The sequence below is a fragment of the Nonomuraea sp. IBHARD001 genome (genome assembly GCF_056106265.1).
Window position 1 is genome coordinate 8,733,799 of the sequence record NZ_JBWBBW010000002.1, and the last position, 15,069, is coordinate 8,748,867.

Below are 15,069 nucleotides of genomic sequence, written 5' to 3' on the forward strand. Positions count from 1 at the left end.
CAAGCCGCCCCCAGCGCCTCCACCCCGGACACAAGGGACGGCTGTGTCCTCAGACGGCCAACTTCTCAAGACCGGTGCGACCTCGTGGTCGGGCCACCGGCGTCGAGACGGCTCCCGCCCGGTCGACCACCACACTCGCGACGACGCCCGCACGGCGCTCGCGACCTGGGGACCCGCGCCTCCCCCAGCACCGCTGCACCTGGACCGCACCCGCCCCTGATCGCGACTGCATGATCTGGACACACGGGCACACGGGCGCACTGCGCATCCCGACACGACTGCATGATCCGGACGCACCCCCGTCCCGCGTCACCGCCCGGCCGGGACCGTGTTGCGTTCGAGGAAGGCGTCGACGAGTGGGGCGATCTCCGGGAGGCGTTCCTCCAGGGCGAAGTGGCCGGTCGCGAACAGATGCACCTCGGCGTCCGGCAGGTCGGCCAGGTAGGCGTAAGCGCCCTCCGGGAGGAAGAACGCGTCGCCCTCCCCCCACACGATCAGCGCGGGCGGCAGGTACTCGCGCAGCCATGCCTGCCATACCGGATAGAGGGCGACATTGCTTCTGTAGTCGAGCGCGAGCTCCGTCTGGGCGCGCAGTCGGCCGGGGCGGTCGAGGAAGTGCTGGTCGAGGGTCCAGCCGTCGGGCGAGATGAGCGAGACGTCCGAGGCGCCGTCCTCGTACTGGCCGCGGGTGACCGGCAGGGTGAACAGGGGGGCGACGTCCTCGGCACTCGCCGCGACGGTCTGCCTGGCCAGGTCCGACAGCCCTTCCTCGTAGGCGTTGGCGTTCTGCACGACGAGTCCGGCGATCCACTCGGGATGCCTGACGGCCAGGCGCATGCCGATCGGCCCGCCGAAGTCGAAGACGTACACGAAGAACCTGCGCAGCCCGAGGTGCTCGACGAAGGCCTCGGTCACGTCGGCCAGGCTGTCGAAGGTGTGGACGAAGCCGTCGGGCGTCTCGGTGTGCCCGAAACCGGGATAGTCGGGTGCGATCAGCCGGTACTTCGTGCCGAGCGCGTCCATCAGGCGGGTGAACTGGTGCGAGGCCGAGGGGAAGCCGTGCAGGAGCAGCAGGACGGGAGCGTCGCGCGGGCCGGTCTCGCGGTAGAAGACCCGGACGCCGTCGAGGTCGGCGTATCCGTGCCTGATCGCGGGAATCTCCATGTTCACATGCCTCCTTGGCGTGATGATACATTAGATATAGCGTTCCGCTCTCTAATGTGTCAACACGGTGATGTAGCATTACAGGCATGGAGTTCCTGACCGGCGAACCGCTCGCCCTCGACCTGGTCAACACCCGTGCGCACACACCGGAGGGCGACATCGACGCCCTCGCGACCGTCGACTCCTTCAGGACCTGGCTCGACCTGCAGGCCGGACGGATCACGCTGTCGGCCCAGGCAGGCGCCGACGAGCTCGCCGGTCTGCGCGCCCTGCGCGAGCACGTGGAGGGCGCGGTCGAGGCCGCCAGGCGCGGGTTCAGGCTGGAGCACGACGACGTCGCCGCGCTCAACGCCGCCGTGCGGGCGGCTCCGCCGTACGTGGAGCTCAATATCGCGGGGGACGCGGTGGAGGGGCGCGGCGGAGGGCCGGTGGAGCAGCTGGCGGCGCAGTTCGCCGAGGCGGCGGTCGAGTTGATCGCCGATCCGCTGGTGAGCAAGGTGCGACCGTGCGAAGGGCCGGGGTGCCGGGTGGTGTTCCTGGCCACCAATGCGCGGCGGCGCTGGTGCTCGCCCGCGCTGTGCGGCAACAGGGTCAGGGTCGCGCGCTACTACGAGAAGCAGCGGGCGGGGAACAAGCCGGGCATGCCGTTCGTCAGCTAGGCATGCGAAGCTCTCTTTTCGGCAATCTCGACACCGCGCAGGTGCCGGGCAACTTCGTCCTGCAGAACAGCAAGATGCTGCGCGTGCAGCTCCCGCACGAGGTACTCGCCAAGCAGGGCTCCATGGTCGCCTTCCAAGGTCAGATGGACTTCGACTACGAAGGCTCGGGCGGCATGGGCAGGCTGCTCAAGAAGATGGTCACCGGCGAGGGCACGCCGCTCATGCGCGTCAAGGGCCAGGGCCTGCTCTACCTGGCCGACAATGCCGACGACATCCATCTGTTCTATCTGGAGAACGAGGGCCTGACCGTCAACGGGCGCAACCTGCTCGCCTTCGACCCGTCGCTGACCTGGGACATCACCAGGGTCCAGGGCGCCGGAGTGGCTGCGGGCGGCCTGTTCAACACCACGGTCAAGGGCACCGGCTGGGTCGCGGTCACCGCGCACGGCGCACCCGTGCTGCTCGACACCGGCCAGGCGCCCACCTTCGCCGACGGCCAGTCGGCCGTGTGCTGGAGCGCCCACCTTCAGGTCGGCGTCAACCGCACGATGAAGGCGGGCGCGCTCATCGGCAGGGGCAGCGGCGAGGCCATGCAGCTCGCCTTCCAGGGCCAGGGCTTCGTCCTGATCCAGGCCAGCGAAGGCGCACCCGTCATCCCCTCCTCCTGACCTGCCGAGCTCCCCAGGTCAGGAGACGGCGTCGATGATGTCCACGACGTACACGATCGGTTTGCCGGGCGGGACCGCGATGCCGCCGGTGGTGGCGGTGAAGCCGCGGGTCGCCCGCTCCGGGACCGTGATCGCCACCCTGCTGCCGACCCTGCGCCCGGTGAGCGCCTCCACCCAGCCGGGTGGCACGGCCTTGCCGGTCAGGCTGAAGCCGTTGGGCCCGCCGCGCGAGTAGGAGGAGTCGAACACCTTGCGTTCGGGCCACTGCGCCCCGACGTACTGCACGACGACCTTCGCACCCGGGCGCACCTGCGGGCCCGAGCCGTCGATGAGGGTACGGGCGGCCGACGCCATACGCAGGTCGCCCGGCAGTGCGGGCAGCGCCTGGCCCATCAGCCTGGCGTCCGACGGGTACCCGCCCAGGATGTCGAACACCACGACCAGCGTGTCCGAAGGCGAGACGCCCGCCGGGGCCGTGCCGCCGGGCCCGAAGCCCTTGGTGGCCGGGCTGACCAGCAGGACCCTGCTACCGGCCGGCCTGCCGATCAGGGCCTGCTCCCAGGTCTTGGACACGTGCTCGCCGTCGAAGACGACCGTGGTGGGCTGGTTGGCGTCGTAGGTGTTCAGGTACGGCTTGTTGCCCTGCCAGATACGGATGTCCACATCGGCGACCACGGTCTCGCCCGGCCGGGTCATGGGGCCTTCGCCGCGTTCGAGCACGGTGATCTGCGGCTCGTCCGACGGCGGCGTCTTGGGGATCTCGACCACGGGCTTGACGCCGAACAGCCCGGTGATCTTGGGTAGCCGTTCGTCGTCGCCTTGGGCCAGGCCACAGGACGCGACGAGCATGAGCGTGGCCAGCCAGAGCACGCGCAAGGGTTCCTCCAGGTGGGACAGGGCCCGTGGATCCACACGCCCACGGGCCCCTTCGAAACGGTCTGTCCTACTGCGTCAGGCCCGGCGTGACCACGTCGTCGGGCGCCGCGTACAGCGCCGCCGCGTGCCCGACCGTCACATCGGCGACATTGCTGCCGAGGATCGTGGCGTGAACGGCGTTGACGTAGCCGCTCTTGGCGTTCGGGTCGTAGTAGTACTCACCCCGGCGCTCGGTCGGCAGGCCCTTTGCGTCGGTCGTCACCTGCTCGTTGGTCACCGCCTGGGCCAGGACCGGCAGGTTGTAGTCGGCCGGAATGCGGATACCGAGGTTCGTCGGCCACTCCAGCGGAATGTCGACGATCTTCTTGCCGAACGACGTGAGCGCGGCCGACGCCACCTTGCCGCTGAACTTGATCGGCCCATCGGGACCCGTCGTGGCCCGGACGACGATGCCTTCGGCCTGCACGCCGATCGGCGAGAGCGGCACCTTGCCCAGCGGGTTGGAGACGAACGGCACGCCGATCACGACCTCCGCGCCTCCCGCCTCGGCATAGGCACTGCACGGCGCCGGCTTGAAGCCACCGCCGGGCCCCGTGGGCAGCTTGTCGCCGACCGCCTGGGTGAACAGGCCGCCGACCGAGCCGAGACCGACGCTCGGCAGGCCGTTCACACCCGGCACGTAGAGCTTGACGAGGTCCTTGAGCCCACCCTGCGACTCCGGCGCCTGCGGCGTCGCCGGGTAGTGCGCGCCGAACAGCGTCGTGTCGACGGTCTTGAGCAGGCCCCGCACGCGGACGATCCACGAGTGGGCCTGGACGCAGCCCGCGTTCTCCACGACGACACCCCAGTCGTCGGACGAACGGTCCTGCTGCTGTGCCGACGCTCCGGAGAGCGTGGCGAATATGGCGGTGGCGGCGATCGCGGCGGTGAGACCGGTCCGACGCCCCAAAGTGCTCCAAGACATGGCTGGATGCACTCCCTTGCTGGTGATGTGAGCACGCGCTCCGCACCTGGGTGCGGGCGATAACACTTGGTTATTTGCCGATTCCGCGAAAAGTGACTCTTCGGGGTTTCTAATGGTTGTTTCGGAATATGCGGGGCTTACGACGAAGCAAAAGGGTGACGGAAGGCGGTATCCGTCACCCTTTGCGTTGAGCGGGTCCCTGTGTTCAGCCGATCCCCGCGTTCAGCCGGTCAGGGGGTGACCTCCTCCTCAGGCTCGATGCCGGGCGTCTCGTAGTCGTCGGTCGGCTCGATCACCGGCGGCTCGATCACCGGCGGCTCGATCACGGGCGGCTCGACGATGGGCGGCTCGATCACCGGCGGCACGACGACGGGTGGTACGACGACCGGCGGGGTCCCGGGGCCGCCCTGGAGGACGGCGGCGTGCCCGACCGTCACGTCACCGGCGTTGCTGCCCAGCACGCTGACGTGCCCGGCGTTGACATAGCCGCTCTTGGCCCTCGGGTCGTACCTGGGCGTCGGCCTGCCGGTGCCGTCGGTGGTGACCTGCTCGTTCAGTACGGCCTGGGCCAGTACGGGGAGCACCGGGCTGGTCGGGATGCGCACGCCGAAGTTCGGCGGCCAGTCGAGCGGCACATCGATGATCTTGAAGCCGAACGACGTGATGTAGGCACGCGCCGCCCTGCCGGTGAACTTGACCGGCCCTTCGGGCGTGGTCGTGGCGCTGACCGTGATGCCCTCGGCGTGCACGCCGAACGGCGACAGCGGGTACTTGCCGATCGGGTTGCTCACGAACGGCACGCCGACCGTGATCTCGGCGCCGCCCGCCTCCGCGTACCCGCTGCACGGCGCCGGCCTGTTCTCCAGCGGGCTGACCGGCAGCTTGTTGCCCATCGCCCGGGTGAACAGCGCGCCCGCCCGGCCGATGCCGATCTTCGATGCGCCCTTGCCAGGGACGGTCAGGTTGATCAGGTCCTTGCCCGTGCCCGACTGCTCGGGCGCCTGCGGTGTGGCCGGGAAGTGCGCGCCGAACAGGGCGGTGTCCACCATTCCGGCGAACCCCCTGACCCTGGCCACCCACGAGTGCGCCTGGATGCAACCGCCGTCCTTGACGACGACACCCCAGTCGTCGACGGGTCCCGCCTTCTGTACCCGTCCCAGCTCGTCCGGCCTGGCCTCACTGGCCGCCAGCGAGGGCGAAACCGCTACCGCCAGCGAAAGCAGTGCCGCCGACGCGGTCACTCCTGCGATCCTCCAACGCATGATCTCTCCTCCTCGGGGTCAGTTCGTGATTCCGGATGGCCGCACGGCCGATATCGAGACGACCGTTCGCCGCCCCAAAGTGCTCCAATGCATGGTGGATGCACTCTCCTTTTGATGTGGAACGTACGAACGCAGGCAGACCGAAACGATCACACCTACGCCGTACGGCATACCTGGGTTATTTGCCCATATCGCCAAAAGAGAGTGGATCACCCAGCTAACGGCCCCACAAAGCCACAAACCCACCAGCCTTCACGCCACACCTTGATGGGGCCGCCACCGCACAGCTCACCCAGTCCACATCGCACACCACAGCACACCTCGCCCAGTCCCCTGCGGGGCCGCCACCGCACACTCCGCCCAGTCCCCGGTGGACGCCACCGCACGGCTCGCCGTACGGCAAGCTGGAGCCGTGAGTCGTCCCAACCTCGCGCGCCGGGTCGCAGCAGCGGCCGAGATCGCGCTCACCACACGGAAGTACGTCACCTTTCTCGACGTGGCGGGACACCTCGGCTGGGTGCGTACGCGCCATGTCGAACAGTGGCGTCAGGGCAGGTCGGCGACGCTGGCCGAACTCGCGGCCGTCGACGCGGCCAAGCTGCACGACGCCGCCGACCACCTGCGCCGATGGGCGGGCGCCCAGGGCCTGCGTCCGGTCGAGACGCCGTACCTGTCGGGCAGCAGGGACAGGCGCGAACTGCGCTTCACCGACACGGGCGACGAGTCGCACTTCCGTACGCACTGGGTCTCGCCCGATCTCAGCGAGGCCCGCGTCAGACAGCTCACCGAACGACAGGCCAAAGCGCCCGACCTCGTGGTCGTCGTGCCCGACTCCGCCTGGACCTGCGCGGCGTGCGGCGACACCGGTCCGTACCTGATCATGGAAGAGGATCGGCCGCACTGCCTGACCTGTACGGACCTGGATCATCTCGTCCTGCTGCCCGCCGGTGACGCCGCCCTCAGTCGCAGGGCCAAGAAGGAGAGCGTGCTGGCCGCCGTCGTGGTCGCCTACAACCGCCGCCGCAAGGTCTACCAGCGCCAGGGCGTACTCGTGGAGGAGGCCGCCCTCGCCAGAGCCGAGGAGCAGTGCCTGGCCGACGAGGAGGTCCGCCTCCGCCGCCGCGACCGGGACCGCGACCGCCGCGCCACCCAGGACCTCGACTACCAGAGCGCCATGAAGTCCCGCATCCTCGACCTGTTCCCCAGCTGCCCTCCCGAACGCGCCGAATCGATCGCCCAACACGCCGGACAACGAGGAAGCGGACGCGTGGGGCGAACCGCCGCAGCCAAGGCCCTGGACGAAACGGCCATCACCCTGGCAGTGGTGGCCTCCATCCGACACCAGGACACAAGGTACGACGAACTCCTGATGTCCGGCGTCCCCCGCATGACAGCCCGCGCCTCAATCCGCGACGCCATAGACACCAAACTCACCGAACTCCGCCAAACCCCCTAGCCCGACCACCACCCCACCCCTCACCACCCCTCCGGAAACGCCCTCCTCAACCCCACCCCCTCCCCGCCCCTCCCCTCCCACCGAGACACCCCTCCTCGAACCCCACCCCTCCATCACCCAACCAGCCGCCAAGTGCCCGCCGAGACCCCCCTTCCTCGACACCACCCCCTCCGCCACTCGACCATCCACCACGCACTTCCCGAGACGCCCCAACGTCACGCACCCCCCGAAGCGCCCCCCGCCCTCCCCGCCACCACCTCGACCACCGGCCGCCAACGCTCCAACTCAACGAGCGCCTCCCGCCCCAACCCCACGACCTTCCCCAGATCATCAGCCCTGCGCAACACCACAGCCCCACCCCCGTACGGCGACGCCTCGAACGCCGCCACCTCCTCCTCACCCATCAGACCACCCTGCAGCGCCAGCGTCCGCGCACTCTCCGGCGACAGGGCGCGCTGCGGCGCGACGGCCGCCAGGTAACGCTTGGCCTCCACATGCAGCCCGACGAGCGCCGCCACCCGCTCCCCCAGCAACGGCCGCACCGCCAGCGCCGCCGCCTCGGCATGCCCGGCCTCGTCCCCAGGGTTCAGCAGATGCCCGATGTCATGCACCAGCCCGGCGACCTGCAACTCCAGATCATCCGGATGCCACCCCTCCAACACAGCCGCCACCTGCAGCCCATGATCGAGCAACGGCACCGGATCCCCACTGCGATCAGGGGTATCCCACGCCCCCTCACACCGCGCCAGAACCGCCATCAACTCATCCACACCCACGACGCCCCTCCCTCACCCACGAGCCGATCACACACCGACCGGTCCACATATCCACAGACACGGACACGGACACCGGCACATGGCACAGACGGCCCAGCCATCCACAGAAGGGCCAGCCATCCACAGGCAGTGCAGCTATCCACAGGCAGTGCAGCTATCCACAGCCAGCCCGGCCGCCCACAGGCAACCCGCTCATCCACAGGCGCCCAGCCGAGTGTGCGCGTTGTCCACAGCTCGACGCCACTGCCGACTTTTCGATGGCCGCCATTGCAGAATGACCGCATGACAGATTGGCACGACGTCAGGGCCGAACTCCGTACCTTCGCACTCGGGCTGCCCGAGGCTCATGAGGAGTTCCCGTGGGGCGAACGGGTGATCAAGGTCAACAAGAAGATCTTCCTGTTCCTCGGCCTGGACGAGCCGACCGACAAGTGGGCCCCGACCTTCGGCCTGAAGCTTCCCGCCTCCCACGGCCACGCCCTCACCGTGCCCGGAGCCGCCCCCAGCGGCTACGGCCTGGGCAAGGCCGGCTGGGTGACCATCCCCTTCCAGTCCGACCTCCCCGAAACCGAGATCCTCCTCGACTGGACAGAGGAGAGCTACCGCGCCATCGCCCCCAAGCGTGCCCTCAAACTCCTGGACGACCAGCCCTGACGACCTACCGCACGGCCGGACGACCTACTGCACAGCCAGTCGCACCGCGAACCCAACCAGCAGCACACCCGTCAGCCGCTCCACACGCGCCCGCACCTTGGGACGGCGAAGCCAGGCGCCGACCCTGTCGACCACCACGTTGTAGAGGCTGAACCACACCAGGTACAACCCCGCGAAGATCCCCGACAACAGAAACGCCTGCCCCAGCGTGTCCCCCCTCGACGGAAGAAACTGCGGCAGAAACGTCACGAAGAAGAGCAGCACCTTGGGGTTGAGCAGGTTCGACAGCAGCCCGTTCCGCACATGCCGCAACGGCGACGCAGGCCCGGCGGCGACGACGAGCGGCTCTTCGGCGATCGCGCCCCGCCGACTGGCCAGCAACGCCTGCGCGCCCAGCCACAGCAGGTACGTGATGCCCATGACCCGAAGAACGACGAAGGCGGTAGGCGAGGCGAGCACCAGAGCCGACAGCCCGACCGCGGCGGCGGCAGCATGCACCACGAGCCCGATCAGCCCACCGACCATGGTGAGCATGCCGCCCAACCGTCCGTGAGCGAGAGCACTACGCATGATCAACGCGGCATCCGGCCCCGGGATCATGATCATGACAAGAGCGGTGACCACGAAGGTCGGCAGCATGGCGGGGATCTCCCGTAGAACTGAGAGCGCACTCCCGCCAACCCGCCGATGCGCAGGCCGCACGAAAGAGCGGACGAACAGAGTGAATGCCTTGTGGGCAAACCACATGCTAGTAGCCCCTTTGGACCGCTCTACTGGCGGGTAGCCAGCAGCGCCCCTCCCGCGCCGCCACACCCCCACAACCAACACAAACCGCTGCCGTCGACACAACGACGGCAGCGGTTCGAGAGAAGAGAGCAAGATCAAACAGGGCCAGAAAGACGAGAAAAGAGGCAGATACGGCTTAGCGGGCTAGCGGGCGCTGTTGCGGAAGGGCTTGGCGGGCTTGGTCAGGGTGGGGGTGCCGAGGAGCTTCTTGCTGGAGACGGCGTAGATGCCGTCGTTGGTGAAGACCCAGACCAGCTTGCGGTCCCACTCCACGTAGATCGCGTGCGTCTGGTTCCCCAGGGCGTAGTCGGGCACGTCCTTGCTGAACCCGGACGGCACGAACTGCGCGGCGATCTTCGGCTTGCGCAGGTCGCTGGTGTCGAAGAACTGCACGCCCGCGTTGTAGAAGGCGTACGGCAGCAGGCCCTGGGCCGGGTCGCCGGGCGAGGTGTAGGCGCCCGAACGCTTGGGCCCGAAGCTGCCGCCGCGCTGGCAGTAGTCGGCGAACTTGGCGCTCGCGGCCGGCTTGGGCCTGGGCAGTGCGCCGACGATGCGAGGCGCGCGGGGGTTGCGCGCGTCGATCTGGAAGATGTCCTTGTACGGCTCGTGGCAGTCCTCACCCAGCGGGTAGCCGGAGACGTAGATCATGCCGGTCTTCTCGTACTGCGAGACGTCGACATTGTCGGCCTCGGTGCCGCCGACCGACATCGGCAGGTCGAGGTGCGAGACCTCCTTCATCTCGGCCGGGTTGGAGATGTCCAGAACCGACAGCCCGTACCCGCCCAGAGCGGCGAAGGCGTACTTGCCGCCCTCTTCCACCGGCTTCGGGATGAACAGCGGCATCCGCGCGCCCATCCACGACGTCTGGTTGCCGCAACGCGGGTTCTTGGCGTACGCGGCCGACTCCGAGGCGATCTGCCCCTTCTTGTGCCACTCGCCGACCTTGACGGGCTTGGCCGGGTCGGACATGTCGTAGGCCTGGTACCCCGCCGAGTAGAGGTAGGTCGGCACCTCGGTGTTGCTCCAGGTGTCCAGCGGCGCGGCGGCGACGAACATGTACTTGCCACCGGTCCAGTACGGAACGTCCAGCGAGCCCGAACCCTGCTGCGCGCCGGGCGCGGCGTTCAGCGGGTTGGCGTAGGAGGCGTCGGTCGTGACGGTCGACAGCAGCTTCCAGTCCTTCTTGCGAGGCCCGTCGAGCCGGTACACCTTGAAGCCCTTGAAACTCGTCTGCTCGCGCAGCTTCTTCACACCGTCCGCATTGTGGAACTTCGAGTGCTCCACACTGTCGCCGAGCTCGCCGACCTGACGCTTCTGCTCGAACGACTGCACCATCACGTACGCCTTGAGCGACGGGCTCCACTGGATGGTCGAAGCGCCCCAATAGTCGTAGGCGTCCCAGTCCTTGCTCTTGTGCAGTTCGACGTTCTCGCCCCACTCGACCTTGACGTCGTCACGGCTGAGGCTCTCGACGATCTTCACCTTGCGTACGTTGGTGACGTCGTACACGCGGCCCACGCTGCGGTCGTACTGGAACAGGTAGCGGCGTCCGTCGAAGTCGACGATGTTCTGCCAGGTGTGGAAGTAGTCCGGGGTGTACTGCGGGCCGCGGTAGGCCGCCTCCACCTTGATCGGTCCCTGCACGTAGGCGGCCGGGTCGTACCCCTTGCTCTTGGGGAACAGGTCCTTGGCGCCGCCCGGGAAGGAGAAGCGCTCCTCACCGGCGGGGGTGAGCGCCGGGTGCCTGAAACTCCCGTCGAGCTGCATGCCGTACGTTCCGGCGCCCGGCTCGTCGGGACGCCTGTCGCCGCAGACGGAGGGAATGTTCTCGTCGGCCCCGTCGGACTGTACGGCGGCGCCGGACACCGCGGTGCCGGAGGTGAGCAGGAGGCCGAGCGCGCCGGTCGTGACCAGGGCGTTGCGGAGAAGGTGGCGCATCGCGACCCTTCGGAGCTGGGGGGTGGGTTGCGGCTTAGCGTGGCGTCTACCGGGCCCCGCCCCAATGCCGCGTTCCATCACACGGAACCACTCACGTTCCGCCCACCGGAACCCTTACACACCCAATACGCCACGAAACCGCCCGCCGCTCCACGCAGCCAGTCGACGCACGCGGCAGTCGATCGGCGCAGGCGGCGCGAGATGAGCGCAAAGCGAGAGAAGGCGCGAGATGGGCGCAAGGCTCGGACGGCGACACTCGCCCTCTCGGACGACGAGCCGCATCCTCTCGGGCGGTTCAGCCGCATCCTCTTGGGCGGTCACTTTAGCGTCCGCTTGGACGGTCCGAAGAGTCCTCCTGGACGCTCCAACAGCCCGCCCGGTGAAGAGACCAGCACAAGAGGCCCAAAACCCTCCGCGAGGGCGCAATCCCGCAGAACCGCGCCCTCCCCCTCACTCCCTCGCCCCTCACTCCCTCACGTGACAGCGAGACGCTGAGCGTAGGCCGGATCGCGCCACAGTTCCTTGGACAGCACCTCGATCACCGTCGCCGCGGCGTCGTACACATCCACGTAACGGATGTAAAGCGGGGCGAACCCGAAGCGAAGCACGTCGGGGGCGCGGAAGTCGCCGTGGACGCCTCGGTCGATGAGGGCTCGCATGACCGGGTACCCGTCGGGGTGCTGGAAGGCGACCTGGCTGCCGCGCCGCTCGGGGTCTCGGGGAGAGACCAGGCGCAGGTCGGTCCCGGCTTCGACGAGGTCGATGAACAGGGACGTGAGCGCCATGCTCTTGGCGCGTACCTGCTTGAGGTCGACCCGGTCCCACATGTCGAGCGCGGCCTCAAGACCGGCGAACGACAGCACGTGCGGCGTACTGACCGTGAAGCGCCTGATCCCGTCGGCCGCCCTGAAGCCGGGCTCGAAGGCGAACGGCTCGGCGTGGCCGTACCAGCCGGACAGGACGTTCTCGGCGTCGGCGTGGTGGCGCGGGTTGACGTACAGGAAGGCGGGGGCACCGGGACCGCCGTTGAGGTACTTGTACGTGCAGCCGACGGCGAAGTCGGCGCCGGACACGTCGACCTGGAGGGCTCCCGCACTGTGGCAGACGTCCCAGATCATCAGTGCGCCCGAGGCCTGGACCCGCGCGGTGACCGCGTCGACGTCGTACCGCGCGCCCGTGCGGTAGTCGACCTCCGCCATGAGCACCGCGGCCACCGAGTCGTCGAGCACGTCGTCGAGCTCACCCAGGTCGCGTACGGTCAGCCCGAAGCTCTTGGCCAGACCCTCGACGACGTAGCGGTCGGTGGGGAAGTTCGCCAGGTCGGAGACGACCACGGTACGGCCGGGCCGAAGGCGTACGGCCGCGGCGACGGCCTGGTAGATCGCGATCGAGGTGGTGTTGCCGACAACGACCGTGCCCGGCGCCGCGCCGATGAGCGGGGCGAGCCTGTCGCCCGTGGTGAGCGGCTGGGCGTACCATCCCGCGCTGTTCCAGCCGCCGACGAGCTGGCGGCCCCACTCCTGTTCGACCGCCTGGGCGACTCGCTGGGCGGTGGCGCGGGGCAGCGCCCCGAGGGAGTTGCCGACCAGGTAGATCACACCGTCGGGCAGGACGAACTCATCCCTGAACCCCTTCAGCGGGTCCTCGGCATCCAGCCCAGCACACTCTTCACGATTCATGCACGTATCCAATCAAAAGCACATATCCACTTAAAGTACGAAAAAACACCCCCACCCCCCAAGCCCACCAACCTGGAGGGGTCGAAGGGGTCGACGGGACTGAAGGAGCTGAGATCCGGCCCCCGTGCCCAATGTCCAAGTCCAGACCCGAATGTGGGGCTCAGGCTGGGGTTGAGGCGAGGCTGTGCTTGGGGCTGGGCTGGAGCTGGGTCGGACTGAGCTTGGCCTGAGCTCGGGCTCGGGCTGAGCTTGGGCTTGGGCTTGGGCTTGGGCTTGGGCTTTGGGCCGGGGCCGGGGCCGGGGTTGGGGCTGAGCTTGGGCCGGGGCCGGGGCTGGGGTGAGGTTGGGTTTGGGTGGAGGGTTGAGGTTGGGTTTGGGAGTTCGGGGCCGGAGAAACCGCGAGACCTGCAGTACCGACCAGGCCCACCAGCTCCCCCTTTCCCTCAAGCCACCTCCACCCCGCCCCCCAAACACCCGAGCGCCCCCCGCACCTCCCGCACCGTCCCATCGGCCACCACGCGCCCACCCTCCAACGCTGTGACATGCGAAGCGCCCCCGGCCACCACCCCGAGATCCCGCTCCACGATCACCACAGCCAACCCGCCGGGCAACCGCCCGATCAGCGAGGCGAAGCGGGCACGCTCGCCGGCCGACACCCCGTGAGCAGCCTCGTCAAGCAGCAGCAGCGAAGGTGAACACGCCAATGCCATCGACACCTCCAACCGCCGCCCCTCCCCACGCGACAACGCGGATGTAGGCTCCCCGGCCTGTCCGGCCAGGTCCATCAGCGCCAGGTAGCGCTCCGCCTCCCTGAGCATGGCCAACCGGCGTGCGGCCGGTAACCACGTCCCGGCGTCAACGCCCTCGCGCGTGCGGATGCCCATCGAGACGTTCTCCAGGCAGGTCAGCCCGGCGAACAGGGTGCTGTGCTGAAAGGTCCTGGTCAGCCCGAGGCGGACCCGCCTGGCCTCGGGCAACCGGGTGACGTCCTGCCCGGCAAGTTCGATCGTGCCGAACGAGGGACGCAGGCCTCCGGCGATCAGTCCGAACAGGGTGGACTTCCCGGCCCCTGGCGAGCCGATCAGCGCCCGCCGTTCGCCCCTGCGTACGGTCAGATCGACGCGGTCGACGGCCTTCAGTGCGCCGAAGCGCATGGTGAGGTCGCGGGTGCGAAGGACGACGCTCATGGGATCTTCCGCTCCTGGCGCACGGGAGGCTCAGCCGATGAACCGCTCGGCATTGCCGCCGAGGATCTTCGCCCGTGCCGTCTCCGACAGGAACCCGGCCCCGCGCACGAGCGTCCCGACGGGCGACTCGCCGAGCGGATAGGGGAAGTCGGAGCCGAGCATGACCCGGTCCTCCCCCATCGTGTCGACGAGCAGCCGAAGGGCGCGTTCGTCGAAGACCACCGAGTCCACACTGAACCTGTCGACATAGTGCGAAGGCGGGAACTCGCTGACGCCGATCACGTCCCCCCTGCGGTGCCAGGCGTTCTCGAAGCGCCCGAGCCAGAAGGCGAACGACCCGCCGCCGTGCGCGAAGCAGATCTTCAACGACTCCGGCACCCGGTCGAAGACCCCGCCGAGGATCATCGACAGGATCGACAGATGCGTCTCGGCGGGCATGCCGACCAGCCACTGCGCCATCCAGCGGTTCAGCCGAGGACTGCCGGTCATGTCCCACGGGTGGACGAAGACCGGCGTGCCCGTCGCCGCGCAGTGCTGCAGGAACTGCACCACGCCCGGATCGTCCAGGTCGCGGTCGCCGACGTGGTTGCCGATCTCGACCCCGACGTGCCCGGAGGCCAGACACCGGTCCAGTTCCTGGCACGCGAGGTCGGGATCCTGCAACGGCACCTGACAGAACGGTACGAACTCATCGGTCACGAACATCTCAAGCGCGAGATCGTTGAAGATCTTCGCCACCTGTACGGCCTGCGCCGCCGGTCTGTCGTACCCGAAGAAAACCGGCGTGGGCGAGACGACCTGCCGGTCGACGCCGTCGGCGGCCATGGCCTCAAGCCGTCGCTGCGGATTCCAGCAGTCGTCCTGGATCCGGCGGAACTCGCGGTCGCCGAGCAGGATCATCGCCTCGCGCTCGGACTCCACCCTGAGCCTCGGCGCCTCACGCCAGCCGAGTTCGGGCCAGCCTTTGGGCACGTGGTGGGTGTGGACGTCGACGATCATT

Annotated in this window: 14 protein-coding genes; 4 read left to right on the forward strand and 10 right to left on the reverse strand. The window is 68.6% G+C overall.

Features of this window, described 5'->3' with window-relative positions; genetic code table 11:
• Positions 1–309: 309 nt before the first annotated feature.
• Positions 310–1,164: an alpha/beta fold hydrolase gene (locus ACTWNK_RS41120; RefSeq protein WP_474310416.1), complete on the reverse strand. Its 855-nt coding sequence runs from the start codon at positions 1,162–1,164 to the stop codon at positions 310–312.
• Between the two features lie 86 nt (positions 1,165–1,250).
• Here ACTWNK_RS41120 and ACTWNK_RS41125 point away from each other — a divergent pair, with 86 nt between their 5' ends.
• Positions 1,251–1,823 (forward strand): CGNR zinc finger domain-containing protein, encoded by a 573-nt coding sequence (locus ACTWNK_RS41125; protein WP_474310418.1) that lies wholly within the window; start codon positions 1,251–1,253, stop codon positions 1,821–1,823.
• Between the two features lie 2 nt (positions 1,824–1,825).
• The gene (locus ACTWNK_RS41130) at positions 1,826–2,491 is read left to right on the forward strand and encodes an AIM24 family protein (protein ID WP_474310420.1); all 666 of its coding nucleotides are present in this window, start codon (positions 1,826–1,828) and stop codon (positions 2,489–2,491) included.
• A gap of 18 nt (positions 2,492–2,509) precedes the next feature.
• On the opposite strand, the gene ACTWNK_RS41135 is transcribed toward ACTWNK_RS41130, so the two are convergent.
• From ACTWNK_RS41135 to ACTWNK_RS41145, 3 genes are all read right to left on the reverse strand, one after another.
• Positions 2,510–3,361 (reverse strand): FKBP-type peptidyl-prolyl cis-trans isomerase, encoded by an 852-nt coding sequence (locus tag ACTWNK_RS41135; RefSeq protein ID WP_474311135.1) that lies wholly within the window; start codon positions 3,359–3,361, stop codon positions 2,510–2,512.
• A 73-nt stretch (positions 3,362–3,434) separates the two neighbouring features.
• Positions 3,435–4,316 carry a hypothetical protein gene (locus tag ACTWNK_RS41140; RefSeq protein WP_474310422.1) on the reverse strand — a complete coding sequence of 294 codons (882 nt, stop codon included), beginning with the start codon at positions 4,314–4,316 and terminating at the stop codon, positions 3,435–3,437.
• Between the two features lie 245 nt (positions 4,317–4,561).
• Positions 4,562–5,593, reverse strand: coding sequence for a hypothetical protein (locus ACTWNK_RS41145; protein ID WP_474310424.1), 1,032 nt, complete (start codon positions 5,591–5,593; stop codon positions 4,562–4,564).
• A 412-nt stretch (positions 5,594–6,005) separates the two neighbouring features.
• Here ACTWNK_RS41145 and ACTWNK_RS41150 point away from each other — a divergent pair, with 412 nt between their 5' ends.
• Positions 6,006–7,049 (forward strand): DUF2293 domain-containing protein, encoded by a 1,044-nt coding sequence (locus ACTWNK_RS41150; protein WP_474310425.1) that lies wholly within the window; start codon positions 6,006–6,008, stop codon positions 7,047–7,049.
• 215 nt (positions 7,050–7,264) lie between these two features.
• On the opposite strand, the gene ACTWNK_RS41155 is transcribed toward ACTWNK_RS41150, so the two are convergent.
• Entirely contained in the window at positions 7,265–7,825 is a 561-nt protein-coding gene (locus ACTWNK_RS41155; RefSeq protein ID WP_474310427.1) for an HD domain-containing protein, read from the reverse strand.
• Between the two features lie 282 nt (positions 7,826–8,107).
• On the opposite strand from ACTWNK_RS41155, the gene ACTWNK_RS41160 reads away from it, so the two are divergent.
• Positions 8,108–8,479: an MmcQ/YjbR family DNA-binding protein gene (locus tag ACTWNK_RS41160; protein ID WP_474310429.1), complete on the forward strand. Its 372-nt coding sequence runs from the start codon at positions 8,108–8,110 to the stop codon at positions 8,477–8,479.
• Between the two features lie 24 nt (positions 8,480–8,503).
• Here the strand turns inward: ACTWNK_RS41160 and ACTWNK_RS41165 are convergent, their stop codons facing one another.
• From ACTWNK_RS41165 to ACTWNK_RS41185, 5 genes are all read right to left on the reverse strand, one after another.
• Complete coding sequence (locus ACTWNK_RS41165; protein WP_474310431.1) at positions 8,504–9,118, reverse strand: LysE family translocator; 615 nt, start codon at positions 9,116–9,118, stop codon at positions 8,504–8,506.
• Between the two features lie 291 nt (positions 9,119–9,409).
• The gene (locus ACTWNK_RS41170; RefSeq protein WP_474310433.1) at positions 9,410–11,203 is read right to left on the reverse strand and encodes an LVIVD repeat-containing protein; all 1,794 of its coding nucleotides are present in this window, start codon (positions 11,201–11,203) and stop codon (positions 9,410–9,412) included.
• A 473-nt stretch (positions 11,204–11,676) separates the two neighbouring features.
• Positions 11,677–12,882 carry a kynureninase gene (gene kynU, locus ACTWNK_RS41175; RefSeq protein ID WP_474310436.1) on the reverse strand — a complete coding sequence of 402 codons (1,206 nt, stop codon included), beginning with the start codon at positions 12,880–12,882 and terminating at the stop codon, positions 11,677–11,679.
• 443 nt (positions 12,883–13,325) lie between these two features.
• Positions 13,326–14,069, reverse strand: a complete 744-nt coding sequence (locus tag ACTWNK_RS41180; RefSeq protein ID WP_474310438.1) for an ABC transporter ATP-binding protein — start codon at positions 14,067–14,069, stop codon at positions 13,326–13,328.
• Between the two features lie 30 nt (positions 14,070–14,099).
• On the reverse strand, positions 14,100–15,068 hold the full coding sequence (locus ACTWNK_RS41185) for an amidohydrolase family protein (protein WP_474310439.1): 969 nt from the start codon (positions 15,066–15,068) through the stop codon (positions 14,100–14,102).
• Position 15,069 lies beyond the last annotated feature (1 nt).

Excerpts from the sequence above, each read along its gene's own strand:
- ACTWNK_RS41185 (WP_474310439.1), bottom strand. The coding sequence starts at position 15,068 with ATGATCGTCGACGTCCACACCCACCACGTGCCCAAAGGCTGGCCCGAA.
- ACTWNK_RS41120 (WP_474310416.1), bottom strand. The coding sequence starts at position 1,164 with ATGGAGATTCCCGCGATCAGGCACGGATACGCCGACCTCGACGGCGTC.
- ACTWNK_RS41145 (WP_474310424.1), bottom strand. The coding sequence starts at position 5,593 with ATGCGTTGGAGGATCGCAGGAGTGACCGCGTCGGCGGCACTGCTTTCG.
- ACTWNK_RS41160 (WP_474310429.1), top strand. The coding sequence starts at position 8,108 with ATGACAGATTGGCACGACGTCAGGGCCGAACTCCGTACCTTCGCACTC.
- ACTWNK_RS41165 (WP_474310431.1), bottom strand. The coding sequence starts at position 9,118 with ATGCTGCCGACCTTCGTGGTCACCGCTCTTGTCATGATCATGATCCCG.
- ACTWNK_RS41125 (WP_474310418.1), top strand. The coding sequence starts at position 1,251 with ATGGAGTTCCTGACCGGCGAACCGCTCGCCCTCGACCTGGTCAACACC.
- ACTWNK_RS41130 (WP_474310420.1), top strand. The coding sequence starts at position 1,826 with ATGCGAAGCTCTCTTTTCGGCAATCTCGACACCGCGCAGGTGCCGGGC.
- ACTWNK_RS41180 (WP_474310438.1), bottom strand. The coding sequence starts at position 14,069 with ATGAGCGTCGTCCTTCGCACCCGCGACCTCACCATGCGCTTCGGCGCA.
- ACTWNK_RS41170 (WP_474310433.1), bottom strand. The coding sequence starts at position 11,203 with ATGCGCCACCTTCTCCGCAACGCCCTGGTCACGACCGGCGCGCTCGGC.
- kynU (WP_474310436.1), bottom strand. The coding sequence starts at position 12,882 with ATGAATCGTGAAGAGTGTGCTGGGCTGGATGCCGAGGACCCGCTGAAG.